The sequence below is a fragment of the Vulcaniibacterium tengchongense genome (assembly GCF_003814555.1).
In the GTDB taxonomy this organism is placed as follows: domain Bacteria; phylum Pseudomonadota; class Gammaproteobacteria; order Xanthomonadales; family Xanthomonadaceae; genus Vulcaniibacterium; species Vulcaniibacterium tengchongense.
Map to the genome: position 1 here is coordinate 42634 of NZ_RKQN01000007.1, position 24444 is coordinate 67077.

Sequence of the window (24444 nt, forward strand, 5' to 3'; positions counted from 1 at the left end):
GGGCTAGTGGCGCGGGTTGCCGAGCTGCGCTTCCAGCTCGGCCACGGTGCGCTGCAGTTCCTCGAGCTTCTCGCGGGTGCGCTGCAGCACCGCGCGCTGCACCTCGAACTCCTCGCGGGTGACCAGGTCGAGCTTGGCCAGGCCCGACTGCAGCACCGCCTTGAAGTTCTGCTGCAGTTCCTCGCGGCTCTCGCGCAGGCCGGGCGGCACCAGGCCGCTGAGGCGGCGGGCGAGCTCGTCGATGTGGTTCAGGTCGATCATGGAAGCGTCCTCCGACAGTGGTCGCAGCGTGGCGCAGCCGCGGTGAGGATGCCGTCGGCCGGGGCCGCGGCGCGCTGTCGGAAAATTCCGATTCGCGTGGGGGCGCCACTGTAGCGCAGGGGCGCCCGGTCGGCGCGCTCTTTCGCTATCCTCGCGCGGCCGGTCCGGCGCGGCGTTCAGGAGACGATGCGATGAAGATGGTCATGGCGGTGATCAAGCCGTTCAAGCTCGACGACGTGCGCGAGGCGCTGGCGGAGGTCGGCGTGGCCGGGATCACCGCGACCGAGGTCAAGGGCTTCGGCCGGCAGAAGGGCCATACCGAGCTGTACCGCGGCGCCGAGTACGTGGTCGACTTCCTGCCCAAGATCAAGCTCGAGGTCGCGGTGAGCGACGAGCAGGCCGACGCGGTGGTCGAGGCGATCATGAAGGCCGCCGGCACCGGCAAGATCGGCGACGGCAAGATCTTCGTCTACGACCTGCAGCGGGTGGTGCGGATCCGCACCGGCGAGCTCGACGCCGACGCGCTGTAGGCGGCGCCGCTTCAGGCCTTCAGCCGGCGGTAGTGGCGCTGCCAGAACGAGCGCACCGAGCGCACCCAGCGCGGGCGCGCCAGCAGCGCCGCCTCGCGCGGGCTCGGCGGCTCGCCGGTCAGGCGCTGCTGCATCTTCAGCACGTTGGCCATGTCGCTGCGGCGCAGCTCGCGCACCGGCGGCAGCCGGCGCAGCCAGCGCGGCGTGCGCAGCGCCGAGGCGAAGTCGATCAGCACCGGCGTGGTGCCACACACCAGCACGTTGGCCGGATGCAGGTCGTTGTGGGTGATGCCGGCCGCGTGCAACGCCGCGACCGCGCCGCGCAGCTGCTGGAACACGGCCGAACCGGTCTCGAGCGCGGCCTCGCCCAGCGGCACGCCGGGCACGAACTCGATGCCCAGGGCGAGCCCGAAGGTGCCCAGCAGCGCGGGCGCGTGGCGCCAGCCGCGCAGCCGGCGCAGCACCCGCGCCTCGCGCCGCACCAGCAGCCGCGCGAACGGCGACAGCGGCGTGCGCCGATAGCGGCCGTAATCCTTGATCACCGCGGGACGGCCGCGGAGGTGGGTCAGGTAGACGTCGGGTTCGAGCAGGCGTTCGCCGCGCTTGAGCAGGCGGGTGGGCCGGGGATGCTCACGCTCGCCCGACGGGAGCGTCGTATCCATGAGCGATGCGGGCGGCGCGATGCCGCCCGGCGGGCTGTGGGGGCGCCAAGGTTAGTTTGTTGACGAAACGGCAGCGCGGCGTTGAATGGAACGCTGCTTTCCCGTTCGTCACACGCGTGCCACATCTCCGCCGGCGCCGAGGTGCCGGCGGAGGCGCGCTCAGCCGGCCAGCGCGTCGGCGACGAACGGCGGCAGGACCTGCGCGCCCTTGTGGACGTCGGCGCTGTAGTAGCGGGTCTCGAACGCCTTGGCGCGCGCATCGGCCTCGCGGAACGCGAAGCCGCCGGCCTTGCGCGCCAGGGTGCAGCTCCACCAGCCGGTGGGATAGCACGGCTGCGGGAACGGCAGGGTCTGGAACTCGGCGAAGCCGGCCTTGGCCATCTCCGCGCGCATCGCCTTGATCAGGTCGAGCAGCATCAGCGGCGACTCGGACTGCTGGACGAGGATGCCGTCGTCCTTCAGCGCGCGGAAGCAGCTCTCGTAGAAGGCGCGGTTGAACAGCCCCTCGGCCGGGCCGACCGGGTCGGTGGAATCGACGATGACCACGTCGACGCTGCCGGCCGGGCAGTGCTTCATGTACGCCACGCCGTCGTCGAACAGCAGCTCGGCGCGCGGGTCGCCGTTGGACTCGCACAGCTCCGGGAACCACTTCTCGGCCATGCGCGTGACCTGCTCGTCGATGTCGCACTGGGTCGCGCTGGCCACGCCCTCGTGCTTGAGCACCTCGCGCAGGGTGCCGCAGTCGCCGCCGCCGATGATCACCACGCGCTTCGGGTCCGGGTGGGTGAACAGCGCCGGGTGCGACATCATCTCGTGGTAGAGGAAGTTGTCGCGCGCGGTCAGCATCATCGCGCCGTCGATCAGCATCAGGTTGCCCCAGTCGGTGCTCTCGAAGATCTCGATCCTCTGGAACGGCGACTGCACCTCGTCGAGCTTGCGCACGATGCGGTAGCCGATGGCGGAGCCGGTCGGGTCGAAGTTCTCGTAATGCCAGGTGGGGGTGCTCATGCCGAAGGCTCCGTCCGGTAGCGTGGGGCGGGAGCGCCGGCGCGCGGGGCGGCGGCGCGAAGGGCCGGCATTGTAGCGGAGCGGCGATGACGCCCGCCGCCGCGGCGCTCCGCAAGGGCGGGCGATCCGCCCGCCCCACGGCGTCCCAGCCGCAACGCATTGGCCACCACCGACACCGCCTGGGCGCGACGGCGCGAGCGCCCCGGCCCGCGCATCGCCGCCGCGGCGCCATGCACGGCCCGGCGGGACCGCTGCCTGTAGAATGCGCGTCCCCCGTTTCCCCGCCGGTATGCGCCGATGCCCGACTGGTCGCTCGATCAGGCCCGCAAGACCTATTCGATCCCGCACTGGTCGGAGGGCTATTACGACGTCGACGCGGCGGGGCGCATCGTGGTGCGCCCGCGCGGCGCCGGCGGCCCCGCCGTGGCGCTGGCCGAGGTGGTCGACCGCGCCCGCGCGCAGGGCGCCAAGCTGCCGCTGCTGGTGCGCTTCCCCGACATCCTCGGCGACCGCCTGCGCAAGCTGCAGGCGGCGTTCGTCGAGGCGCAGGCCGAATGGGACTACGCCGGCGGCTACACCGCGGTGTATCCGATCAAGGTGAACCAGCACGCCGGCGTCGCCGGCACGCTGGCGGCGCTCGGCGCCGGCCCGGCCCGCGGCCGCGAACCCGGCTTCGGCCTGGAGGCCGGCAGCAAGCCGGAGCTGATGGCGGTGCTGGCGCTGTCGCGCCCGGGCGGGCTGATCGTCTGTAACGGCTACAAGGACCGCGAGTACATCCGCCTGGCGCTGATCGGCCGCAAGCTCGGGCTGGAGACCTTCATCGTGGTCGAGAAGCCCTCCGAACTGCCGCTGGTGCTGGAGGAGGCCAAGGCGCTGGGCGTGCAGCCCGGCCTGGGCGTGCGCATGCGCCTGGCCAGCCTCGGCGCGGGCAAGTGGCAGAACAGCGGCGGCGACAAGGCCAAGTTCGGCCTCTCGCCGCGCCAGCTGCTGGACCTGTGGAAGGCGCTGCGCGAGGCCGGCATGACCGACTGCCTGCAGCTGCTGCATTTCCACATGGGCAGCCAGATCTCGAACGTGCGCGACATCGCCAACGGCATGCGCGAGGCCACCCGCTACTTCGTCGAGCTGTCCAAGCTCGGCGCGCGCGTGCGCTACATGGACGTCGGCGGCGGCCTGGGCGTCGACTACGAAGGCACCCGCTCGCGCAGCTACTGCTCGATCAACTACGGCGTGCGCCAGTACGCCAGCAACATCGTCCAGCCGCTGGCCGAGGCCTGCGCCGGACACGGCTTGGCGCCGCCGCGCATCGTCACCGAATGCGGGCGGGCGATGACCGCCCACCACGCGGTGCTGGTGGCGAACGTGTCCGAGGTCGAGACCGCGCCGGAAGGCCGCATCCCGGAGCCGCACGACGACGAGCCGGCGGTGATCCGCCACCTGCGCGAGATCCACGGCGAGCTGGACCGGCGCCCGGCGGTGGAGCTGTTCCACGAGGCCCAGCACCACCACAGCGAAGGCCTGTCGCTGTACGCGCTGGGCCAGATCGACCTGGTCCACCGCGCGCGCATCGACGACCTGTTCTACGCCATCGCCCACGCGGTGCGCGCGCGGCTGACCTACGACGAGAAGAGCCACCGCGATCTGCTCGACGAGCTCAACGAACGCCTGGTCGACAAGTACTTCGTCAACTTCAGCGTGTTCGAGTCGATGCCGGACGTGTGGGCGATCGACCAGGTGTTCCCGATCGCGCCGATCGAGCGCCTGCACGAGCGCCCGGCGCGGCGCGGAGTGATCGCCGACCTGACCTGCGATTCCGACGGCAAGGTCGACACCTACGTCGAGAGCGAGGACCTGGACAGCTCGCTGCCGCTGCATGCGCCGGTTCCCGGCGAGAGCTACCGCCTCGGCTTCTTCCTGGTCGGCGCCTACCAGGAGATCCTCGGCGACATCCACAACCTGTTCGGCGACACCGATGCGGTCGCGGCGCGGCTCGACGGCGACGGCTTCGTGCTCGCCCAGCAGCGCCGCGGCGACACCACCGACGTGATGCTCGATTACGTCGGCTACCGGGTCGACGAGCTGCGCGCGGCCTACCGCGCCAAGGTCGAGGCCGCCGGCCTGCCGGCCGACGAAGCCGCGCGCCTGAACGCGGCGCTGGAGGCGGGCCTGACCGGCTACACCTACCTCGACGACGCGCCGCTGGCGTGAGCGGGGACCGGCGCGCGTGAAACGCTATCTGGTGCTGACGCTGCGCACGCCGCAGTTCGACCCGGCGGCGATCGGGCCGCACTACGCCCACCTCGAGCGGCTGCGCGCGCAGGGCCGGCTGGAGCTGGCGGGCCCGTTCTCCGACAAGAGCGGCGGCGCCTACGTGATCCGCGCCGCCAGCCTGGAGGAGGCGCGCGCGCTGGCGCACGACGATCCGTTGCACAGCCGCGGCGCGTCGCAGGTCAGCGTGTACGAGTGGGACGCCTGATCGTTCGCAATCCAACCAAGCGGAAGACGAAATGAAAGTAGGGTTCATAGGCCTCGGCGCGATGGGCGCGCCGATGGCGCGCCACCTGCACGGCGCGGGTTTGCTGACCGCGGTCGGCAACCGCACCCAGGCCAAGGCCGATGCGCTGGCGGCGGAGCTGGGCGTGCGCGCGGCGCGCTCGGCGGCGAACTTCGCCGATTGCGACGTGGTCGCGCTGTGCGTGTCGCTGGACGCGGACGTGCTGGAGAACGTGGCCGCGCTGGCCGAGGTGCTCAGGCCGGGCGCGGTGGTGGTCGACCACTCGACCGTGGCTGTGGAGACCGCGCGCCGCTGCAGGGCGCTGCTGGCCGCGCACGACATCGCCTTCCTCGACGCGCCGGTGTCCGGCGGTGTGGAGGGCGCGCGCAACGGCAAGCTGTCGGTGATGGCCGGCGGCGACGCCGCGGCGCTGGAGAAGGCGCGCCCGGCGATCGAGTGCTACGCCGCGCGCATCGCCCACATGGGCGACACCGGCGCCGGCCAGGCGACCAAGGCGGTGAACCAGGTGCTGGTGGCCGGCATCAACGAGGCGGTGTGCGAGGGCCTGGCGCTGGCCGAGAAGCTCGGCCTCGACCCGCAGCGGCTGCTGCCGACGCTGATGGCCGGCGCCGCCGGCAACTGGTTCCTCGACAAGCGCGGCGCGACCATGCTGCGCGACGAGTTCGCGCCCGGCTTCAAGTGCGCGCACATGCTCAAGGACCTGCGCATCGTGCACAACATCGCCCAGGCCAGCGGCGCGCGCGCGCGCGTCGCCGAGCTGGCGCTGGCCGACTACGCCGAACTGATCGAACGCGGCCTCGGCGAGGCGGATACGTCGGCGCTGATCGTGCTCAAGCGCGGCGGTTGAATCGCGCGGCCCGTGCCGCGCACGTGGCGACGGGCGCGGCGGGCCGCTGCGCCGGCGAGCCGCGCCTTGCCGCGCGCGGCGCAGCGGCGCGCGTCGTCGCCACGGCTCAGGGCGCGGCCAAGTGCCCGTGCCAGCGTTCGCCCAGGCGCGCGCCGAGCCAGGCCAGGGGCCAGGTTCAGCGCGAGGGCCAGCGCCTGCTGCTGCAGCATGGCCGCGACCGGCAGCGCCGCGTGCAGCGCCAGCGCGCCCAGGCTCGGCGCCCCCACCGCGGCCATCAGCGCCACCGCGATCCAGCGGAACGCGCGCCCGGCGAGCGCGCCGCCGGGCGCCATCGCCGCGAGCATGCCGGGCAGGTCGAACGGCGGCAGCTCGCCGGCGGGCGTGCGCAGCGCGCGGTTCGGCGCGCCGAACAGGAAGGCGCGCAGCGCGAACAGCATCAGCAGGCCGAGCGCCGCGATGCAGCCTCACAGGATGCGTTTGTGCATGCCGGGTTCCGCTGGACCGGGGCGAGTCTAGCCGCGGCGCGGGCGCGGGCGGCGCCGGCGTTCCGGCAAGCTGCCGCCTTTGGGCTGCGGACCGAAGCGGCCATCGGGCGCGACCTGGCGCGCCCCGGCGGTGGGGCGCGCACGGATCGGGCAGGCGCGCCGGCACGAACGCCGGCGCCGGGATGCCTCGTCCGCCGCCGCTTCGGCGCGCTGCGCCGACCGCGGCGGGGGACGCTCGCGCCCCGGCCTACTTGACCTTGATCGCCATCGCCGAAAGGCCGCCGCTGGCCAGCTTGCGCTTGGCCTCGGCCAAGTCGCTGGCCGTGCCGTACGGCCCCATGCGCACGCGGTAGACGGTGGCGCCGTTGAGCTGGGCCGATTCGACCCGCGCGCTCAGGCCGAGCATCGCGATCCGCGCCTTCATCTCCTCGGCCTGGCCGGAGGCCTGGAACGCGCCGGCCTGGAGCAGGTAGCGGGTGCCGTCGTCGGCCGCCGCCGCCGCAGCGGGTGCCGGCGCGGTGTCGGCGGCGCGTGGCGCGGCCGGCGCGGGCGTCGTCGCCGGCGCGGTCGCCGGCGGCGGAACGTTGGCGGCGGGCGGCGCCTCGGCGAGCGGCTTGGGCAGCGCGGCATCGGACGGCGTGGTCGCAGGCGCGGCCCGGGCCTGCCGCTCGGCGGCACGGGCGCGCTCGGCTTCGGCGCGCTCGCTGGCGGCGAGCTCGGCGTCGCTCATCGGCACTTCGCGGCCCGGCAGCAAGGTGTAGAAGTCGTAATCCGGCGCCTTCTTCGCCGGCTTGCCGCCGGCCGGCCCGGCGGCGGCGCGCGGCGTCCGCGGCTCGGCCTCGTCGGCCACGCCGACGTCGTCCACCGGCGCCGGGCGCGCGTCCGGGTTCGGCTGCGGGCGGAAGAAGCCGTCGCCGTCGGACTTGAGGTACTTCGGCGCGACCAGGATCACCACCACGGCGAGCAGGATGCCGAGCACCATCCAGGCCCAGCCGGGCAGGCCGCCATCGCCCGAGTTGCGCCGTGCCTGGGTCTTGCCGCGTCGTGCTGCCAAGTGACTGTCCTCTGCTGGAGCGATGGGTGAACGGGACTCGCGCGGCGCACCGCGGCGGCGGTCGCGCGCGAAACGGAAGCAAGTTTATGTCAACGCGCGCGCGGCGGCGGCCCGCCGGCGCGCGATTTCCCCGGGAAAAGCCGGGCCGGGCGCGGCGCGGTCGCGCCGCGCGTTCACATCACCTCGGGCGCGCCCACCCCGAGCAGGTCCAGGCCGTTGGCCAGCACCTGCCGCGTCGCCATCGCCAGCACCAGGCGCGCGTCGCGCACGTCGGCGTCGTCGACCAGGAACTGGTGGTCGTTGTAGTAGCTCTGGAACGCCTGCGCCAGTTCGAGCAGGTAGGCGGCGATCTGGTGCGGCTCCAGGTCGCGGCCGGCGGTCTCGACCACGTCCGGGTAGCGCAGGATCGCGGCGAGCAGCTCGCGCTCGGCCTCGTCCTCCAGGTGCAGCGGCTGCGCCAGCCCGTTGCCCGGATCGAACGACAGGCCGCGCTCCTTCAGCTGGCGCATCAGCCCGCACATGCGCGCGTGCGAGACCTGCACGTAGTAGACCGGGTTGTCGAGCGACTGGCTGCGGGCGAAGTCGATGTCGAAGGTGAGCTGCGAGTCCGGCTTGCGCGCGATCAGGAACCAGCGGGTGGCGTCGCGGCCGACCTCGTCGATCAGGTCGCGCAGGGTCACGTAGCTGCCGGCGCGCTTGGACAGCTTCACCTCCTCGCCGCCGCGCATCACCGTCACCATCTGGTGCAGCACGTACTCCGGCCAGCCCTGCGGGATGCCGCAGTCCAGCGCCTGCAGGCCGGCGCGCACGCGCGCCAGCGAGCCGTGGTGGTCGGCGCCCAGCTCGGTGATCGCGCGCTCGTAGCCGCGCTGCCACTTCGAGCGGTGGTAGGCCACGTCCGGCACGAAGTAGGTGTAGGTGCCGTCGGACTTGCGCATCACCCGGTCCTTGTCGTCGCCGAAGTCGGTGGTGCGCAGCCACAGCGCGCCGCCTTCCTCGTAGGTGTGGCCGTGGGCGACCAGCTCGCGCACGGTCTCCTCGACCTTGCCGTCGGCGTACAGCGAGGACTCCAGGAAGTAGACGTCGAAGCCCACCCCGAACGCGGCCAGGTCCAGGTTCTGCTCGCGGCGCAGGTAGGCCACGGCGAAGCGGCGGATCGCGTCCAGATCGTGGGGATCGCGCGCGCCGGCCACGACCTGGCCTTCGACCTCGACGCTGTCCCCGCGCAGGTAGGCCTGGGCGACCTCGACGATGTAGTCGCCGCGGTAGCCGTCCTCCGGCCAGTCCGGATGCTCGGGGCCCCGGCCCAGCGCGCGCGCCTGCACCGAGCGCGCGAGGTTGTCGATCTGCGCGCCGGCGTCGTTGTAGTAGAACTCGCGCTTGACGTTCCAGCCGTTGGCGGCGAGTACGCGGGCGATGCAATCGCCGATCGCGGCGGCGCGGCCGTGGCCGACGTGCAGCGGGCCGGTCGGATTGGCCGAGACGTACTCGACCCCGGCGGTGCGGCCGCCGCCGCCGCCGTTGCGGCCGTAGCGCTCGCCCTGGGCCAGCACCTCGCCGAGCTGCCGGCGCCAGGCGGCCTCGGCGATGCGGAAGTTGACGAAGCCCGGCCCGGCGATCTCGCTCGTGGCGATCGCATCGTTGGCGGGCAGCGCCTCGACCAGCGCCTGCGCCACCGCGCGCGGGTTGGACCGGGCCGGCTTGGCCAGCAGCATCGCCGCGTTGGTCGAGAAGTCGCCCTGGGCGGGGTTTTTCGGGCGCTCGATCGCGAACTCGGGCGCGGCCAGGTTGGCCGGCAGGATGCCATTGCGGCGCAGGGTGTCGATCGCCTGGGCGACCAGGGCGCGGAGGGTGGCTTTCACGGGTTCGGCCGGGTGTTGCGGAACCGCGCATTGTACGCCACGGCGCCGGGGCCCCCCGCCGTACCCGGCGCCGTCGCGGCGCAGTGAGGCCTGCTGCCGCTTCGCCTCGCCCGCATCCGGCCCGCGGGCGTGAGATGGCGGCGGCACCGATCGGGCCGGGATGCGGCGGGATCCGCCCCGCCGGGTTCCGCGCCCGCGGTCGGCGCGCCTGCTTCGCGACTCCTGCTGCCTCCCGGCGTCGATCGCCCTGCCGGCGCGCGCGGCCGAGTTCATCGGAACCGAAGCGCAGGAGCGCCCCGGAGCGCGCGCTCGCCGGGGAGGAAGCGGCGGACTCGCCGCCGCGCGCGGCGCGCGCGTGGGCGGTGCGCCGTTGCGCTCACACCCACCCGCGCGCGGCCATCGACACCGGCGCGCCGTCGCCGATCACGAAATGGTCGAGCAGACGCAGGTCGACCAGCGCCAGCGCCTGCTTCAGCCGCGCGGTCACCGCCTGGTCGGCGGCGCTGGGCTCGGCATGGCCGCTGGGATGGTTGTGGCCCACGATCACCGCCGCGGCGTTGTGGGCGAGCGCGCGCCGCACCACCTCGCGCGGGTGCACTTCGGCGCCGTCGAGCGTGCCCTGGAACAGCTCCTCGAACGCCAGCGCGCGCAGGCGCACGTCGAGGAACAGCGCGGCGAAGACCTCGTGCGGACGGCCGCGCAGGCGCTGCGCGAAATAGCGGCCGACGGCCAGCGGATCGCTCATCGCCGCGCCGCGCTCCAGGTCCGCGCCCAGGTGGCGCTGGGCCAGTTCCAGCGCCGCGATCAGCTTGCAGGCGCGGGCCGGGCCGAGGCCGGGCAGGCGGGCGAGCTCCGCCGCCCCGCGGTCGAGCAGGCGGCGCAGGGGGCCGTGCGCCTGCAGCAGCTCGCGCGCGGTGGCCACGGCGTCGCGGCCGGGCAGGCCCGAGCCGAGGAAGATCGCCAGCAGCTCCGCGTCGGACAACGCGGCGGCGCCGCGGGCGAGGAGTTTTTCGCGCGGCCGCTCCTCGGCCGGCCATTCCCGGATGTGCATGCGAGGCGTCCTGCCCAAGGCGTAGCGGATGGCCGGAGGTCGGGCGCGGAGGGGAAGCCGCGCGTCGGGCGGAAGGAGAGATGCCGGCCATCCGCTACCGGTGCATTGCAGCCGATCGCCGCGAGCGCCGCCGCAGGGCGGGGCCCCGCCATCGGGTAAGCTAAACGCCGATCCGAGGGTAGGGATTTTCCGAATGGCCGAACCGGGCAGCCTGGGCGGGCGCAAGATGCTGCTCTGCGTCTGCGGCGGCATCGCCGCGTACAAGGCCGCCGAGCTGGTGCGCCGCCTGCGCGACGCCGGCGCCGAGGTGACCGTGGCGATGACCGAGCACGCCCGGCACTTCGTCGGCGCCGCCACCTTCCAGGCGCTGTCCGGGCGGCCGGTGCGCACCACGCTCTGGGACCCGGCCGCGGAGGCGGCGATGGGCCACATCGAGCTGGCGCGCTGGGCCGACCGCATCGTGCTCGCGCCGGCCACCGCCGACATGCTCGCCAAGCTGGCCCACGGCTTCGCCGACGACCTGGTCAGCACCCTGTGCCTGGCCACCACCGCGCCGATCGCGGTCGCGCCGGCCATGAACCACCGGATGTGGCTGCATCCGGCCACCCAGGCCAACGTCGCCCTGCTGCGCGAGCGCGGCGTGGCGGTGATCGGGCCCGACGACGGCCCGCTGGCCGAAGGCGAGTCCGGCCCCGGCCGGATGAGCGAGCCGGCCGCGATCGTCGCCGCGCTGGCGCGGCTGCACGCATGAGCGCCGTCGCGTCCGCGCTCGCCGGGCTGCGCGTCGTGGTCAGCGCCGGGCCGACCTACGAGGACATCGACCCGGTGCGCTTCATCGGCAACCGCAGCAGCGGCAAGATGGGTTTCGCCGTGGCCGAGGCCGCGGCGCGGCGCGGCGCGCAGGTGACGCTGGTGGCCGGCCCCGTGGCGCTGGCGACGCCCGCCGGCGTGCGCCGCGTCGACGTGCGCTCGGCCGCGCAGATGCACGCGGCGGTGATGGCGGCGCTGCCGGCCGACATCTACGTCGGCGCCGCCGCGGTCGCCGACTTCGCCCCGGCGCAGGCGGCGGCGAGCAAGATCAAGAAGCGCGACGACCGCGACGGCCTGGTCCTGGAACTGGTGCGCACCCGCGACATCCTCGCCGAGGTGGCCGGGCACCCGCAGCGGCCGCGGATGGTGGTCGGCTTCGCCGCCGAGACCGACAACGTCGAGGGCTACGCGCGCGGCAAGCTGGCGAGGAAGCGGCTGGACCTGATCGCCGCGAACCAGGTCGGCCGGGAGGGCGGCGGTTTCGAGAGCGACCGGAACACGCTGCTGGTGTTCGGCCGCGACGGCAGCGCGCAGACCCTCGGTCCGGCCGGCAAGGGCGAGGTGGCCGACGGCCTGCTCGACGTGGTCGAGCGGTTCTGGGCGGCATCGCCCGGCTGAACCTGCGGCGATGCCGCGGGCGGCGCCGCGAACCGGGGACCGGCCCATCCTCCACCCGCCTCGCCTTCGGCGGAACGCGCAGGCTCGCAACAGGGACACGCATGCATCGCACGCTCGAAATCAAGATCCTCGACCCGCGCTTCGGCGGCGAATGGCCGCTGCCGGAGTACGCCACCGCCGCCAGCGCCGCGCTCGACCTGCGCGCGGCGCTCGATGCGCCGCTGGTGCTGCAGCCGGGCGACGCTGCGCTGGTGCCGTCGGGCCTGGCGATCCATCTCGGCGATCCGGCGCTGTGCGCACTGGTGCTGCCGCGCTCCGGCCTCGGCCACAAGCACGGCCTGGTGCTCGGCAACGGCACCGGCCTGATCGACGCCGACTACCAGGGCCCGCTGCTGATCAGCGTCTGGAACCGCGGGCGCGAGGCTTTTACGATGCAGCCGGGGGACCGGATCGCGCAGCTGCTGATCCTGCCGATCGTGCGGGCGAGGCTGCAGGTGGTCGACGAATTCGAAACCAGCGCGCGCGGTGCCGGCGGCTTCGGCCACACCGGCGTGCGTTGAGCCGAGGGGACGCGGATGAAAAGTGTGGACGGCGGGCCGTTGCGTGACCAGGCCGCGCAGCTCAAGCGCCTGCTGCCGTGGGCGGCGGGCGCGTGCGTGCTGCTGGCGGCGTGGTTCGGCTGGAGCGGCTGGCAGCAGCAGCGCGATGCGGCGCGGCGCGAGTCGGTGACGCAGGCGCGCGACGCCGCGGTCCTCGCGGCGCAGCAGGGGCTGGCCGCGGCGCAGAAGCAGCTGGGCGAACGCCTGGCCTCGCCCGGACTGCAGGCGGCGCTGGCCGCGGGCGACCTGGCCGCGGCTGGCCAGGCGCTGGGCGCCGGCTGGAACGGCGCCGCCGACGCGGCGGTGCTGCCCCCGGACCTGCGCGCCGAATACGCGGCGCTGCCGAAGAGCGGCTACGGCCGGCTCGGCGTGCTCGAATCCGCGCTGGCCACGGGCAAGCCGGCCGCCGCGCTGATCCGCCACGGCGGCGGCACCGCGCTGGCGCTGGCGGCGCCCGCGCGCGCCGGCGGGCGCCTGGCCGGCGTCGCCTACGTGCGCCTGCCGCTGCAGACCGTCGGCGCCGGCCTGGAGCGGGCCGAGCTCGCCGACGGCACCTACTTGGCCCTGCGCCAGGGCGGCTTCAGCGCGATCGAGCGTGGCGACGACGCGCTCGCCGGCGGCGCCGAGGCCTTGGCGGCGAAGGTGCCGGGCAGCGAGCTGCGCGTCGCCGCGGCGGTGCCCGACGTGGCCGGCGGTCCGCTCGGCCTGGGCGCGTTGGGCTGCTACGTGGCCGCGGGCCTGCTGCTGCTCGCGGCCGGCCTGGCCTGGCGCGCCCCGCAGCTGCTGCGCGCGCGCGCCGCGCCCGGCGGGGAAGGTGAAGAGCCGGTTCATACGCTGGCTGAAACCATTGAGCATCTTCCTTCCCCCGCGAAGCCCGAACCCGTGATCCAGACCTCCGCCGTTCCCGCCGTTTCCCCCGTCGCCGCGACCGTCGATGCCGGCATGTTCCGCGCCTACGACATCCGCGGCATCGTCGGCCAGAACCTCGATGCCGGCGTCGCCGAACTGATCGGCCAGGCGATCGGTTCGCTGATGCACGAGCAGGGCCACGCCGACATCGTCGTCGGCCGCGACGGCCGCGATTCCGGGCCGGCCCTGTCGCAGGGGCTGATCGCCGGCCTGCGCAAGGCCGGGCGCAACGTGATCGACATCGGCATGGTGCCCACGCCGGTCACCTACTTCGCCGCCTACCACCTGCGCGCCGGCTCCTGCGTATCGGTGACCGGCAGCCACAACCCGCCGGACTACAACGGCTTCAAGATCGTGATCGGCGGCGAGACCCTGTCCGGCGACGCCATCGTCGACCTGCACCGGCGCATCGCCGAGGGCCGCCTGCACCTGGGCGACCTGGGCACGCTGCAGCAGCGCGACGTCTCCGAGGACTACGTGCAGCGCATCGCCTCCGACGTGCAGATCGACCGCCCGCTCAAGGTGGTGGTCGACGCCGGCAACGGCGTGGCCGGCGACATCGGCCCGCGCGTGCTGAGCGCGATCGGCGCCGAGGTCGTGCCGCTGTACTGCGACATCGACGGCAGCTTCCCCAACCACCATCCGGACCCGAGCGAGCCGCACAACCTGGTCGACCTGATCAAGACCGTGCAGCACCTCGACGCCGACCTCGGCGTGGCCTTCGACGGCGACGGCGACCGCCTCGGCGTGGTCACCCGCAGCGGCGAGAACGTGTTCCCGGATCGCCTGCTGATGCTGTTCGCCGCCGACGTGCTGGAGCGCAACCCGGGCGCGGTGATCCTGTTCGACGTCAAGTGCACCGGCCGCCTGCCCGGGCACATCCTGCGCCATGGCGGCAGCCCGCTGATGTGGAAGACCGGGCACTCGCTGATCAAGGCCAAGATGCGCGAGACCGACGCCGAGCTGGCCGGCGAGATGAGCGGCCACTTCTTCTTCAAGGAGCGCTGGTACGGCTTCGACGACGGCATCTACGCCGCCGCGCGCCTGCTCGAGATCCTGGCGATGCAGCCGCGCACGCCGACCGAGACCCTGGCCGCGCTGCCCAACGGCGTGTCCACGCCGGAAATCAAGGTGGCCGCGCCCGGCGGCGATCCGCACGCCTTCGTCGAGCGCTTCCGCGACCGGGCCCGCTTCGAAGGCGCGCGGCTGTCGACCATCGACGGGCTGCGCGTCGACTTCGCCGAGGGCTGGGGCTTGGTGCGCGCCTCCAACACCACGCCGGTGCTGGTGATGCGCTTCGACGCCGACAACGCCGATGCGCTGGCGCGGATCAAGGCCGCGTTCCGCGAGCAGCTGCTCGCGTTGCAGCCGGACCTGTCGCTGCCGTTCTGACCCGCGCGCGTCCGGCCGTTGACGCCACCCTCTCGCGCGGGAGAAGGCGCCTTCGGGGGATCCCGCCCCGTGGCACGGGCGATCCGCACCCCCGCCACCCGCGTTGTCCCGAAGACGGGCGCCGATGCGTGCCCGCCGATGCCGCGTGCCGCGGCCGACCCGCACCCGAGCCGGTGGCACATCCGCCGGGCGGCTCGCTGCAGGGGAGCGGGGAACCGGCACCCGGAACTGGGGCCAGGAACCAGGAACGAACCAGGGACGGACGCGGGGAGCGGGGTCCGGGAAGGGGCCAAAAGCCGGCAAGCCTGCGTCGGGGGCGTCTTTCGGTCTCTCTCCCGCTTGCGGGGGGGGGGGGGGAAGCGGTGAAGGCGGGCGCCCGCTCAGCCGCCCTGGCCCGGGCGCTTGAGCGCGTGATAACGCGCCAGCGCGAGCTGCAGGTCCTGGTCGATGGTCGCGCGCTCCTGCATCTGCTGGGCCAGCACCGTCTGCTGCTGCAGCAGCTGCGCGTGCTGCGCGCGGATGCCGTCGGCGGTCGCCTTCGGCACCGCCTTGCCGTTGAGCTCGTTCTCGCCGGCGCGACGCAGCAGGCTGATCAGGCTCTGCCGCCGGCCCTCGATGCCGAGCCGCGAGGCCTTGATCGTCTCGTCCATCACCGCGATGCGTTCGGCGAAGGCGCGGCGCAGGTCGGCCTCGGTGGCGTAGACCTCGGCCATCGCGCGGTCGCGGCGCGCCTGCGCCTCGGCCTGCAACGCCGCGGCGCGCTCGGCTTCGGCCGCGGCCGCGGCGGCCGCCTGCTCCGCGGGCGTCGGCGCGCGGGCGATGCGCGCGGTGGCCAGCCCGCTGGCGGCGTTGATCTCGGTGCGCTCGCGATCCACCGCATTCGCCGGCAGCGCGTCGCCGCAGATGCGTTGGCCGTTCTCGTTCCAGCAGTACAGCTTCTTCTTGGCGTCGCCGCCCTTCTGCGCCGCCGCGGTGCCGGCGGCGAACGCGGCCAGCGCGGCGCAAGCCAGCAGGGAGAAGGTCTTGTTCATCTCGGTTCCGAAGCTACCTGTCTGCCGTTGCCGCACGCAAATCCCGCGCCAGTGCGGCTCAGGCCTCCGTGGCGCTGCCGTAGGCGGCGCGGTAGGCGAGCAGGCGTTCGCGCTGCCCGCGCAGCGCGGGGCTGTCGCCGGCGAACGCGAGCAGGTCGGCGAGCGTCGCCACCGCGATCACCGGCAAGCCGTGCTCGGCCGCGACAGTTTCTGCCGCCGAGCGTCGGGATACGGCCGGATCCACCGCCTCCTGGCGATCGAGCGCGATCGCGATCGCGGCGGGAATGCCGCCGGCGTCACGGATCAGCGCCAGCGCCTCGCGGATCGCGGTGCCGGCGGTGATCACGTCGTCGACGATCAGCACCCGCCGCCCCTGCAACGGCGCGCCGATCAGCATGCCGCCCTCGCCGTGCGCCTTGGCCTCCTTGCGGTTGAACGCCAGCGGCAGGTCGCGGCCGCGGCGGGCGTATTCGCAGGCCAGCGCGGTCGCCAGCGGGATGCCTTTGTAGGCCGGGCCGAACAGCAGGTCGAACTGCAGGCCGCGCGCGTCCACCGCGTCGGCGTAGCAGGCCGCCAGCCCGGCCAGCGCCGCGCCCGAATCGAAGCGGCCGGCGTTGAAGAAGTACGGGCTGATGCGCCCGGACTTGAGGGTGAACTCGCCGAAGCGCAGGGCCTCGGCGCGCAGCGCGAGCTGCAGGAAGCGGGTGCGGTGGTCGTTCATGGAGTTCCTGCGGTGGGGGCCTGCGGCTGCAGGCGGTAGAGCATCACGTGTTGCGGGCCGGCGCCGCCGCCCAGGTAAGGCTCGCCGACGACGACGAAGCCGGCCTTGCGGTACAGTGCCAGCGCCGGCGCATTCTCGCAGTTCACGGTCAGCGCCAGCAGCCGCCGCCGCGGATGGCGCGCGCGCAGGTCGGCGCAGCAGGCCGAGAGCGCCGCGGCGCCGCAGCCGCGGCCCTGCCAGGCGCGATCGATCGCGAACGAGCGCAGGCCGACGCTGGGTTCGGGGAAGTCGCGCCCGGCGATGCCGCGCGGCGAGAAGTCGAGCCGGTAGAAGCCGGCCACGGCGTCGCCCGCCAGCACCGCCATCGCCTCGCTGTGCGGGTCGCGCAGGCTGTCGCCGAGATTGAACGCGAGGTCGCCGACGTAGCGGCACTGCCCGGCGCCGAGCCGCAGGCCGCGCACCGCGCGCGCCAGCGCCTCGTCTTCGGCGCCGATGCGGCGGACGTGAACGCGGGCGGGCACGGCGGGCATGCCCGGCATGATAGGCCGCTGCGGGCTATGATCGCCGCACCTCGTTCCGGAACCGCGCATGCGCATCATCAGCTTCAACGCCAACGGCCTGCGTTCGGCCGCCACCAAGGGGTTCTTCGACTGGTTCCTCGCGCAGGAGGCCGACGTGCTGTGCGTGCAGGAGACCAAGGCGCAGGAGCACCAGCTCGGCGACGTCGCGTTCCGCCCGGACGGCTACCGCGCCTGGTTCAAGGATGCGGTCACCAAGAAGGGCTACAGCGGCGTGGCCCTCTACAGCCGGCGCGAGCCGGACGAGGTGCGCACCTCGCTGGGCTGGGCGCCGTTCGACGACGAGGGCCGCTACATCGAGGCGCGTTTCGGCAACCTCAGCGTGGTCTCGTTCTACATCCCGTCGGGTTCCTCCGGCGAGCTGCGCCAGGGCTTCAAGTTCCAGGTGATGGACTGGCTGAAGCCGGTCCTCGACGGATGGCTGCGCAGCGGCCGCGACTACGTGCTGTGCGGCGACTGGAACATCGTGCGCTCGCGCCTGGACATCAGGAACTGGAGCAGCAACCAGAAGAACTCCGGCTGCCTGCCGCCCGAGCGCGCCTGGCTCAACGGCATGATCGGCGACGACGGCGGCAGCGACGGCACCGCGCCGGCCGCGCACGGCTGGGTCGACACCTACCGCAGCCTGCGCCCGCAGGGCCAGGACTACACCTGGTGGAGCAACCGCGGCGCCGCGCGCGCCAACGACGTGGGCTGGCGGATCGACTACCAGCTGGCCACGCCGGCCTTGCGCGAGCGCCTGCGCGCCTGCGCGATCGCGCGCGAGCCGCGCTTCTCCGACCACGCCCCGTACACGGTCGACTATGGCCTCTGAGGCGGCCGCGGCCCGCCCCGGCTGGCGCCAGGTGCTGGCCAACCTGCGCCAGCCCAAGGTGCTGGCGATGCTGCTGCTCGGCTTCAGTTCCGGCATCCCGATCTACCTGGTCGGCAACACGCTCGGTTTCTGGATGCGCGAGAACGGCATCGAGCTGTCGACGATCGGCTTCCTGTCCTGGGTCGGGCTGGCCTACTCGCTGAAGTTCCTGTGGGCGCCGCTGGTCGACAAGGCCGATGCGCCGCTGTTTGGGCGTTGGCTGGGGCGGCGGCGCGGCTGGATGCTGCTGTCGCAGCTGGCGGTCGCGGCGGCGCTGGCGGGCATGGCGCTGGTGCAGCCGCAGCCGGGCGAACTGGCGATCGCGGGCATCGCCCTCGACCGGCTGCTGGCGTTCGGCGCGCTGGCGCTGGTCGTGGCGTTCGCCTCGGCGACCCAGGACATCGTGATCGACGCCTGGCGCATCGAGAGCGCGGACAGCGACGAGCAGCAGGGCCTGCTGACTTCGACCTCGACGCTCGGCTACCGCGGCGCGCTGCTGGTCACCGATTCGCTGATCCTGATCCTGGCCGCGCACGCCGGTTGGTCGCTCTCGTACGAACTGATGGCGTTGCTGATGGGCGTGGGCGTGGCCGCGACGCTGCTCGCGCACGAGCCGCAGGCGCAGCGCGCGCCTGCCGCCGCGGTGGACGCGGATGCCCCGATCGGCGTGTCCGACGCGATGGTGGTGCGCTGGCTGCTGGCCGGCGCGATCGGCGCGGCCTGGCTGGCGGCGGCGCTGGCGTTCGGCCTGCGCGACGACCTGGCGCTGGGCTGGCGCGACGCGCCGTGGCTGGCGCTGGCGCCGGCGCTGGTCTGGCGGCTCACGCGCTGGCCGCGCGGGCCGGTGCCGGAGGCCACCTGGTCGCGGCCGCTGGCGCGGCCGCTGCTGCGCATGCGCGATGCGGTGATCGAGCCGTTCGCGGCGTTCTTCCGCGACCACGGCCGCTGGGCGCTGCTGATGCTGCTGACGATCAGCCTGTACCGGCTGCCGGATTTCCTGATGGGGCCGATGGCCAACCCGTTCTACGCCGACCTGGGCATCGGCAAGGAGACGGTCGGCGCGGTGCGCGGCACCTTCGGCCTGGCCGCCACCGTGCTCGGCGTGGCCGCGGCCGGCCTGAGCGCGGTGCGCTTCGGCTTCGTCCCGACCCTGCTGGCCGGTGCGGTGCTCGGGCCGGGCTCGAACCTGGCCTTCTCCTACCTGGCCCTGCACGGCGCCGACCCGGGCGTGTTCACCGCGGCCATGGCGATCGACAACTTCTGCAACGGCTACGCCGGCGTGGCCCTGGTCGGCTACATGTCCAGCCTGACCCACGTCGGCTACACCGCCACCCAGTACGCCCTGCTCAGCTCGTTCTACGCCCTGCTCGGCAAGGCGCTGAAGGGGCTGTCCGGGGTCGCGGTCGAACATCTGGAGGCCGGGCGCAGTTTGGCCGAGGCCTATTCGCTATTCTTCGCCGGTACGGCCCTGGTCGGAGCGCCCGCCCTGCTGCTCTGCCTGCTGCTGGCCGTATACCGCCCCGGCGCGGGGCGTCCGGCGTCCCCGCCACGGTGACCAAGTAACCCCGTACTTGTTCACGGAACCACAGGCATGACCGACATCGTCCTGCAGGACATCGACCCGCTGCTGCTGGACCGCATCCGCCGCGTCGCCGCGGCGCGCGGCTGGAGCCTGCAGGAGGCCTCGATGCATCTGCTCGAACACGGCCTGTTCGCCTGCGAGGCCGAGCTGGCCGCGCGCTTCAACGACAGCGATGCCGCCGCCCTGCGCGAGGCGATCGCCGCGCTGGAGGGCATTCCCAGCGATCCGGGGTTTTCGCTGATCGGCCGGGTCGAACGCCCGGCCGACGTGCAGACGCCGCCGCTGGAGGCCCAAGGGCCGACCGAGCTCGACCGCGAGCTGCTGCGCGCATTCGGGCAGGCGGCCGGGGCCAAGGGCTGAGGCGCCGCCGGCGCGCTGCCGCTTCCGTCGTTCGTTCGCGGCGAGACACCCGCCGCTCCGCCGCGCGTTGCGCCCTGCAGGTTGGCGCGTATCCACGCAGACAGCCGCATCGCATGGGGCGCAACCGGGCGTGGACACGGCCCCGGGCGCTTCGCCGTCCCATGCCGCGGTGGCGCCGCCGCGACCCCGGCCGCTCGCCGCGTCGCGTCGCAAGCGGCCCCGGCGGCGCGCTGTCGATGCGCGGCATCCCCGGCAAGGCGGGGCTCGCCGGCGCAGCGTGCGCGGACGCCCTGCGCGCGGGCTCAGGCCCCGGGATAGACCGCCCCGAGCACCCGCGGCCCGCGCGCGCCGGTCACGCTCGGCAGGTTGCCGGGCAGTCCCGCCAGCGTCTGCCGCGCCAGCCAGGCGAAGCCCATCGCCTCGACGAAATCGGGGTCGACGCCGAATGCCGCGGTCGAGACGACCGCCGCCTGCGGCAGGTGCGCCGCCAGTCGCCGCAGCAGCAACGGGTTGTGCACGCCGCCGCCGCAGACCAGCACCCGGCGCGTGTCCGGTTGCTGCGCGCGCAGCGCCCCGGCCACGGTGGCCGCGGTGAGTTCGAGCAGGGTGGCCTGGACGTCGGCCGGCGCTTCCTCGCCGCGCAGCCGCGCCTGCAGCCAATCGAGATGGAACTGCTCGCGGCCGGTGCTCTTCGGCGGCGGCAGGGCGAACCAGGGCTCCTCGAGCAGCCGCGCCAGCAAGGCCTCGTCGATCCGTCCCTGCGCCGCGAATGCGCCGCCGGCGTCGTACGCGCGGCCGGTGTGCCGCGCGCACCAGGCGTCGAGCAGGCAGTTCGCCGGGCCGGTGTCGAAGCCGCGCACCGCGCCCGCGGCCGGCAGCAGCGTGAGGTTGGCGATGCCGCCCAGGTTGAGCGCCGCGCGGTCCTCGCCGCCGTCGTGCAGCAGCGCCGCGTGCAGCGCCGGCAGCAGCGGCGCGCCGTGCCCGCCCGCGGCGACGTCGCGGCGGCGGAAGTCGGCGACCGTGGCGATGCCGGTGCGTTCGGCGATGAGATTGCCGTCGCCGAGCTGCCAGGTGAACGGCGCCTCGCCGTCGAAGCGCGCGCCCAGCGGCCGGTGGCGCACCGTCTGGCCGTGAGAGCCGATCGCGCGCACCTCCGCGGGGGCGATGCCCGCTTCGGCCAGCAACGCCAGCGCGGCGTCGGCGAACGCCTCGGCCACGCGCACGTCGAGCGTGCCCAGTTCGTCCAGCGACGCCTCGCCGCCCTGGCCGAGCGCTATCAACCGCGCGCGCAGCGCCTCGTCCCAGGGGTAGGTGCGGCCGAGCCGCAGCCGCGTCGCGGTGCCGCGCGCCTCGCTGGCGAACTCGACCAGCGCCGCATCGATGCCGTCGGCGCTGGTGCCGGAGATCAGGCCGAGGTACAGGCCGTCGGCGCCGCCGCCGGCGCCGGGCTGCGGGCGGCCCACGTCAGGCCTTGGGCCGGACCGGCTTGGCCTTGCCCGGATCGGCCGGCTGGCCGGCGTCGGCGAAGATGATCTTCTCGACTTCCTGGATCCGCGCCAGCGCGACCGCGGTCTGGGCGCGGAACTGCGCCAGCGCCGCGCCGCGCAGCGGCTCCGGCGGCGGCATCGTCACCTGCAGCGGGTTGCGGTGCACGCCGTTGATGCGGAATTCGTAGTGCAGGTGCGGGCCGGTGGCCAGGCCGGAGCTGCCGACGTAGCCGATCACCGTGCCCTGGCCGATGCGCTGGCCGCGGCGGATCTTGCCGAAGTTCGACATGTGCCCGTACAGCGTGGTGTAGCCGCGGCCGTGGTCGAGGATCACGGTGCGGCCGTAGCCGCCCTTCCAGCCGACGAACTCCACCCGCGCGTCGCCCGCGGCCATGATCGGCGTGCCGGTGGCGGCGGCGTAGTCCACGCCCTTGTGCATGCGCACGTTGCCCAGCACCGGATGGCGGCGCGAGCCGAACTTCGAGGTCAGCCGCGCGTACGGGATCGGCATGCGGATGAAGCTCTTCTTCAGCGGCCGGCCGTCGCCGCTGAAGTACTCGGCCTTGCCGTTGCGCTCGAAGCGGAAGCCGGTGTGCAGCTTGCCGCCGGTGGTGAAGGTGGCTGCCAGCACCGGGCCGGTGCGGATCAGCTCGCCCTCGCGCCAGGCCTGCTCGACCACCACGCTGAAGCGGTCGCTGGCGGCCACGTCCTCGTTGAAGTCGATGTCGTACTTGAAGATCTCGTCGGTCAGCGTGTTGATGTTCGACGGCGACAGGCCGAGCTTGCGCGCCGAATGGAACAGCGAGCGGCCGACCTTGCCGCTGATCACCACGGTGCGGGTCTCGATCGGCCGTTCGATGACCTTCTCGACGATCTTGTCGCCGGCTAGGCCGAGCTCGACGCGGTGGCTCTCGTCGCGGTCGTAGCGGAAGGTGCGCAACTGGCCGTCGGCGGGCAGGTCGAAGGCGAGCTCGGTGCCGGGCTTGAGCCGGGTCAGCGATTGCTTGACCCCCGGATGCTCGAGCAGGCGGTGCAGGGTGGCGGCGGGAATGCCGAGCTCCTCGAACACCCCGCCCAGGGTCTGCCCGCGGCGCACGTGCACGACCTGCCAGCTGTCGCCCTGGGTGCCCTTCAGCCGCGACAGCGGCAAGGGCGGCAGCGCCAGCGCCATCGAGTGGCGCGGCGCGTGCAGCGGCTGCGGGTGCTGCGCCGGCGGGCCGAAGCCCGGCACGATCGCCGCGACCAGCATGCCGAGCGTCGCGAACAGGCTCGCCTGCACCCACTGCCGCCGGGTCCAGCGGCCGTTGAACCCGTCGGACAGATGGCGGGCCAGTACCGGTCGATGCAGAGCGGCTTCGCGCTTGGCCTTGAGGCGTTCGCGCCGGTCCGAGCCGGCAGCCGATGCAGTCATTTGGAGCGTCCCCCGGACAGGTGTGAAAGCCGCGTAGCGGCGTTACCATAATGACGCTAGCAGTGTGCGTCAAACCTTTGACCTGAATAGGGTTTTCTTCGCCCCACGCTGCGTTCGCGCTTAACTCCGAATTAACCCTGTCCAGGCGACGGCGTTGCCCCGCCGCCCGCCCCGCGAGTCCTGCCTTGTCCGCCCAAACGCCCTCCGCCCTGCAAGACGCCCTCGACCTGATCGCCCGCGGCGCCGACGAGATCCTCAAGCCCGAGGAACTCGAGGCGCGCCTCAAGCCCGGCCGCCCGTTGCGGATCAAGGCCGGCTTCGACCCCACCGCGCCGGACCTGCACCTGGGCCATACGGTGCTGCTGAACAAGATGCGGCAGTTCCAGGACCTGGGGCACCAGGTGATCTTCCTGATCGGCGATTTCACCGGGATGATCGGCGACCCCACCGGCAAGAACGTCACCCGCAAGCCGCTCTCGCGCGAGGACGTGCTCGCCAACGCGGAGACCTACGCCGAGCAGGTGTTCAAGGTGCTCGACCGCGAGCGCACCGAGGTGCGCTTCAACAGCGAGTGGTTCGGGCAGATGGGCGCGGCCGACATGATCAGGCTGGCGGCGCAGCACACCGTGGCGCGCATGCTCGAGCGCGACGATTTCGCCAGGCGTTACGCCGCGCAGCAGCCGATCGCGATCCACGAGTTCCTGTACCCGCTGGTGCAGGGCTACGACTCGGTCGCGCTGAAGGCCGACGTCGAGCTCGGCGGCACCGACCAGAAGTTCAACCTGCTGATGGGCCGCGGCTTGCAGGAGCACTACGGCCAGCCGCCGCAGATCGTGCTGACCATGCCGCTGCTGGAAGGCCTCGACGGCGTCAACAAGATGAGCAAGTCACTCGGCAACTACATCGGCATCGCCGAGCCGGCGATCGACATCGTCACCAAGACGATGAAGATCGACGACGCGCTGATGTGGCGCTGGATCGACCTGCTCAGCTTCGAGATCTCGATCGCCGAGGCGCAGCGGCTGCGGGCGGAGATCGAGGCCGGCCAGCTGAACCCGCGCGACCTCAAGCTGCGCCTGGCGCGCGAGCTCGCCGCACGTTTCCACGGCGCCGCCGCGGCCGAGCAGGCGGTGGCCGGCTGGAACGCGGCGGTGCGCGGCGAAGGCGACGTGGCCGCGTTGCCGCTGACCGACGTGACGGTGCCCGCCGAAGGCCTGCGGATCGCCGCGCTGCTCACCGCCGCGGGGCTGACGCCGAGCAACTCCGAAGCCAATCGCAAGCTCAAGGAGCGCGCGGTGCGCGTCGACGGCGAGGTGGTCGAGGACGCGCAGCGCGTGTTCGCGCCCGGCTTCGAAGGCGTGCTCGCGGTCGGCAAGCGCACCTTCGCCCGCGTCCGCCTGGTCGCCGCCTGAGCCGGCCGGCGTGCCTTCCCAGGCGGCGAGGCGCGCGAGGCCGGGCCACGTGCGCGAAGCGGGTGTCGGATCGTGCGCATCCGGCGTGTTGCCGCTTGGCGCCGATCGTGCGAGAGCCGTTCCCCGGCCCGGGGTCGCCCATGCCCGGCGATGAGGCGGCGCCTCGACGCGCGCATGTGGCGCAGCGTGCGCCTGCGCTCGCGCTGCGCCGCGCGCAGGCGAAAGCGCCCTGAGCGGTCCGGAGCGACGCCGCACACGCCCGCGCATCGCACGAGCGGCATCGGCGCGACCGTCTGCGCATTCATGGCAAGCGCGCCGCCATCGCAGTCCCCTCTTCCCAAAGGGTTTGTGCATGTGCACAATGCGCGCCCCGCTGGCTGCGGTGGAGCGGTTTGGCGGGGCGTGT

21 protein-coding genes and 2 pseudogenes are annotated in these 24444 nt (G+C 73.5%); 11 read left to right on the forward strand and 12 right to left on the reverse strand.

The window, feature by feature from the left end; genetic code table 11:
* Window positions 1-3: 3 nt before the first annotated feature.
* The gene (gene ubiK / locus EDC50_RS15590; protein ID WP_123771421.1) at window positions 4-261 is read right to left on the reverse strand and encodes a ubiquinone biosynthesis accessory factor UbiK; all 258 of its coding nucleotides are present in this window, start codon (window positions 259-261) and stop codon (window positions 4-6) included.
* A 191-nt stretch (window positions 262-452) separates the two neighbouring features.
* Between ubiK and EDC50_RS15595 the strand changes: the two genes are divergently transcribed.
* On the forward strand, window positions 453-791 hold the full coding sequence (locus tag EDC50_RS15595; RefSeq protein ID WP_123771422.1) for a P-II family nitrogen regulator: 339 nt from the start codon (window positions 453-455) through the stop codon (window positions 789-791).
* An 11-nt stretch (window positions 792-802) separates the two neighbouring features.
* On the opposite strand, the gene EDC50_RS15600 is transcribed toward EDC50_RS15595, so the two are convergent.
* Both EDC50_RS15600 and speE read right to left on the reverse strand, forming a co-directional pair.
* Entirely contained in the window at window positions 803-1453 is a 651-nt protein-coding gene (locus tag EDC50_RS15600) for a phosphotransferase (RefSeq protein WP_123771423.1), read from the reverse strand.
* Between the two features lie 159 nt (window positions 1454-1612).
* The gene (gene speE / locus EDC50_RS15605; RefSeq protein ID WP_123771424.1) at window positions 1613-2461 is read right to left on the reverse strand and encodes a polyamine aminopropyltransferase; all 849 of its coding nucleotides are present in this window, start codon (window positions 2459-2461) and stop codon (window positions 1613-1615) included.
* Window positions 2462-2758: 297 nt separating this feature from the next.
* On the opposite strand from speE, the gene speA reads away from it, so the two are divergent.
* Genes speA through EDC50_RS15620 form a run of 3 tightly spaced genes read left to right on the forward strand, consistent with a single transcriptional unit; the run spans window position 2759 to window position 5823 of the window.
* Window positions 2759-4669 (forward strand): arginine decarboxylase, encoded by a 1911-nt coding sequence (gene speA, locus EDC50_RS15610; RefSeq protein ID WP_123771425.1) that lies wholly within the window; start codon window positions 2759-2761, stop codon window positions 4667-4669.
* A gap of 16 nt (window positions 4670-4685) precedes the next feature.
* Window positions 4686-4937: a YciI family protein gene (locus tag EDC50_RS15615; protein WP_123771426.1), complete on the forward strand. Its 252-nt coding sequence runs from the start codon at window positions 4686-4688 to the stop codon at window positions 4935-4937.
* Window positions 4882-5823: an NAD(P)-dependent oxidoreductase gene (locus EDC50_RS15620; RefSeq protein ID WP_277872368.1), complete on the forward strand. Its 942-nt coding sequence runs from the start codon at window positions 4882-4884 to the stop codon at window positions 5821-5823. The genes EDC50_RS15615 and EDC50_RS15620 overlap by 56 nt, the downstream gene beginning before the upstream one ends.
* Here EDC50_RS15620 and EDC50_RS15625 read toward each other — a convergent pair.
* From EDC50_RS15625 to radC, 4 genes are all read right to left on the reverse strand, one after another.
* Complete coding sequence (locus EDC50_RS15625) at window positions 5748-6260, reverse strand: hypothetical protein (RefSeq protein WP_123771428.1); 513 nt, start codon at window positions 6258-6260, stop codon at window positions 5748-5750. The two genes, EDC50_RS15620 and EDC50_RS15625, sit on opposite strands and share 76 nt — an antisense overlap.
* A 295-nt stretch (window positions 6261-6555) precedes the next feature.
* Window positions 6556-7362, reverse strand: a complete 807-nt coding sequence (locus EDC50_RS15630; protein WP_123771429.1) for an SPOR domain-containing protein — start codon at window positions 7360-7362, stop codon at window positions 6556-6558.
* 173 nt (window positions 7363-7535) lie between these two features.
* Window positions 7536-9224: an arginine--tRNA ligase gene (gene argS, locus EDC50_RS15635; RefSeq protein WP_123771430.1), complete on the reverse strand. Its 1689-nt coding sequence runs from the start codon at window positions 9222-9224 to the stop codon at window positions 7536-7538.
* 376 nt (window positions 9225-9600) lie between these two features.
* The gene (gene radC / locus EDC50_RS15640) at window positions 9601-10275 is read right to left on the reverse strand and encodes a RadC family protein (protein WP_123771431.1); all 675 of its coding nucleotides are present in this window, start codon (window positions 10273-10275) and stop codon (window positions 9601-9603) included.
* 184 nt (window positions 10276-10459) lie between these two features.
* Here radC and coaBC point away from each other — a divergent pair.
* The 3 genes and pseudogenes from coaBC to EDC50_RS15655 all read left to right on the forward strand — a co-directional run bounded on the left by coaBC (window position 10460) and on the right by EDC50_RS15655 (window position 14603).
* Window positions 10460-11703 (forward strand): annotated as a pseudogene (gene coaBC / locus EDC50_RS15645) (bifunctional phosphopantothenoylcysteine decarboxylase/phosphopantothenate--cysteine ligase CoaBC).
* Window positions 11704-11804: 101 nt separating this feature from the next.
* Window positions 11805-12263: a dUTP diphosphatase gene (dut, locus tag EDC50_RS15650; protein WP_123771432.1), complete on the forward strand. Its 459-nt coding sequence runs from the start codon at window positions 11805-11807 to the stop codon at window positions 12261-12263.
* Between the two features lie 15 nt (window positions 12264-12278).
* On the forward strand, window positions 12279-14603 hold the full coding sequence (locus EDC50_RS15655) for a phosphomannomutase/phosphoglucomutase (RefSeq protein ID WP_123771433.1): 2325 nt from the start codon (window positions 12279-12281) through the stop codon (window positions 14601-14603).
* Between the two features lie 380 nt (window positions 14604-14983).
* Here EDC50_RS15655 and EDC50_RS15660 read toward each other — a convergent pair whose 3' ends face one another.
* Genes EDC50_RS15660 through EDC50_RS15670 form a run of 3 tightly spaced genes read right to left on the reverse strand, consistent with a single transcriptional unit; the run spans window position 14984 to window position 16876 of the window.
* The gene (locus EDC50_RS15660; RefSeq protein WP_123771434.1) at window positions 14984-15634 is read right to left on the reverse strand and encodes a hypothetical protein; all 651 of its coding nucleotides are present in this window, start codon (window positions 15632-15634) and stop codon (window positions 14984-14986) included.
* A gap of 58 nt (window positions 15635-15692) precedes the next feature.
* Window positions 15693-16355 (reverse strand): orotate phosphoribosyltransferase, encoded by a 663-nt coding sequence (pyrE, locus tag EDC50_RS15665; protein ID WP_123771435.1) that lies wholly within the window; start codon window positions 16353-16355, stop codon window positions 15693-15695.
* On the reverse strand, window positions 16352-16876 hold the full coding sequence (locus EDC50_RS15670; protein WP_158635748.1) for a GNAT family N-acetyltransferase: 525 nt from the start codon (window positions 16874-16876) through the stop codon (window positions 16352-16354). The genes pyrE and EDC50_RS15670 overlap by 4 nt, the downstream gene beginning before the upstream one ends.
* Before the next feature lie 67 nt (window positions 16877-16943).
* On the opposite strand from EDC50_RS15670, the gene EDC50_RS15675 reads away from it, so the two are divergent.
* From EDC50_RS15675 to EDC50_RS15685, 3 genes and pseudogenes are all read left to right on the forward strand, one after another.
* Window positions 16944-17747, forward strand: coding sequence for an exodeoxyribonuclease III (locus EDC50_RS15675; protein ID WP_123771437.1), 804 nt, complete (start codon window positions 16944-16946; stop codon window positions 17745-17747).
* On the forward strand, window positions 17737-19341 hold the full coding sequence (locus tag EDC50_RS16740) for an AmpG family muropeptide MFS transporter (protein WP_123771438.1): 1605 nt from the start codon (window positions 17737-17739) through the stop codon (window positions 19339-19341). Before EDC50_RS15675 ends, EDC50_RS16740 begins: the two co-directional genes overlap by 11 nt.
* Window positions 19342-19377: 36 nt before the next feature.
* A pseudogene (locus EDC50_RS15685) lies at window positions 19378-19590 on the forward strand (hypothetical protein); the annotation flags it as partial.
* Window positions 19591-20030: 440 nt separating this feature from the next.
* Here the strand turns inward: EDC50_RS15685 and EDC50_RS15690 are convergent.
* Both EDC50_RS15690 and EDC50_RS15695 read right to left on the reverse strand, forming a co-directional pair.
* A complete protein-coding gene (locus EDC50_RS15690; protein WP_123771439.1) occupies window positions 20031-21191 on the reverse strand; it encodes an anhydro-N-acetylmuramic acid kinase in 1161 nt (386 codons plus the stop codon).
* A 1-nt stretch (window position 21192) separates the two neighbouring features.
* Entirely contained in the window at window positions 21193-22626 is a 1434-nt protein-coding gene (locus EDC50_RS15695; protein ID WP_123771440.1) for a M23 family metallopeptidase, read from the reverse strand.
* A 185-nt stretch (window positions 22627-22811) separates the two neighbouring features.
* Between EDC50_RS15695 and tyrS the strand changes: the two genes are divergently transcribed.
* Complete coding sequence (tyrS, locus tag EDC50_RS15700) at window positions 22812-24038, forward strand: tyrosine--tRNA ligase (RefSeq protein ID WP_123771441.1); 1227 nt, start codon at window positions 22812-22814, stop codon at window positions 24036-24038.
* Window positions 24039-24444 lie beyond the last annotated feature (406 nt).

Excerpts from the sequence above, each read along its gene's own strand:
- ubiK (WP_123771421.1), bottom strand. The coding sequence starts at position 261 with ATGATCGACCTGAACCACATCGACGAGCTCGCCCGCCGCCTCAGCGGC.
- EDC50_RS15595 (WP_123771422.1), top strand. The coding sequence starts at position 453 with ATGAAGATGGTCATGGCGGTGATCAAGCCGTTCAAGCTCGACGACGTG.
- EDC50_RS15600 (WP_123771423.1), bottom strand. The coding sequence starts at position 1,453 with ATGGATACGACGCTCCCGTCGGGCGAGCGTGAGCATCCCCGGCCCACC.
- speE (WP_123771424.1), bottom strand. The coding sequence starts at position 2,461 with ATGAGCACCCCCACCTGGCATTACGAGAACTTCGACCCGACCGGCTCC.
- speA (WP_123771425.1), top strand. The coding sequence starts at position 2,759 with ATGCCCGACTGGTCGCTCGATCAGGCCCGCAAGACCTATTCGATCCCG.
- EDC50_RS15625 (WP_123771428.1), bottom strand. The coding sequence starts at position 6,260 with ATGCTGTTCGCGCTGCGCGCCTTCCTGTTCGGCGCGCCGAACCGCGCG.
- radC (WP_123771431.1), bottom strand. The coding sequence starts at position 10,275 with ATGCACATCCGGGAATGGCCGGCCGAGGAGCGGCCGCGCGAAAAACTC.
- dut (WP_123771432.1), top strand. The coding sequence starts at position 11,805 with ATGCATCGCACGCTCGAAATCAAGATCCTCGACCCGCGCTTCGGCGGC.
- EDC50_RS15655 (WP_123771433.1), top strand. The coding sequence starts at position 12,279 with ATGAAAAGTGTGGACGGCGGGCCGTTGCGTGACCAGGCCGCGCAGCTC.
- EDC50_RS15660 (WP_123771434.1), bottom strand. The coding sequence starts at position 15,634 with ATGAACAAGACCTTCTCCCTGCTGGCTTGCGCCGCGCTGGCCGCGTTC.
- pyrE (WP_123771435.1), bottom strand. The coding sequence starts at position 16,355 with ATGAACGACCACCGCACCCGCTTCCTGCAGCTCGCGCTGCGCGCCGAG.
- EDC50_RS15675 (WP_123771437.1), top strand. The coding sequence starts at position 16,944 with ATGCGCATCATCAGCTTCAACGCCAACGGCCTGCGTTCGGCCGCCACC.
- EDC50_RS16740 (WP_123771438.1), top strand. The coding sequence starts at position 17,737 with ATGGCCTCTGAGGCGGCCGCGGCCCGCCCCGGCTGGCGCCAGGTGCTG.
- EDC50_RS15695 (WP_123771440.1), bottom strand. The coding sequence starts at position 22,626 with ATGACTGCATCGGCTGCCGGCTCGGACCGGCGCGAACGCCTCAAGGCC.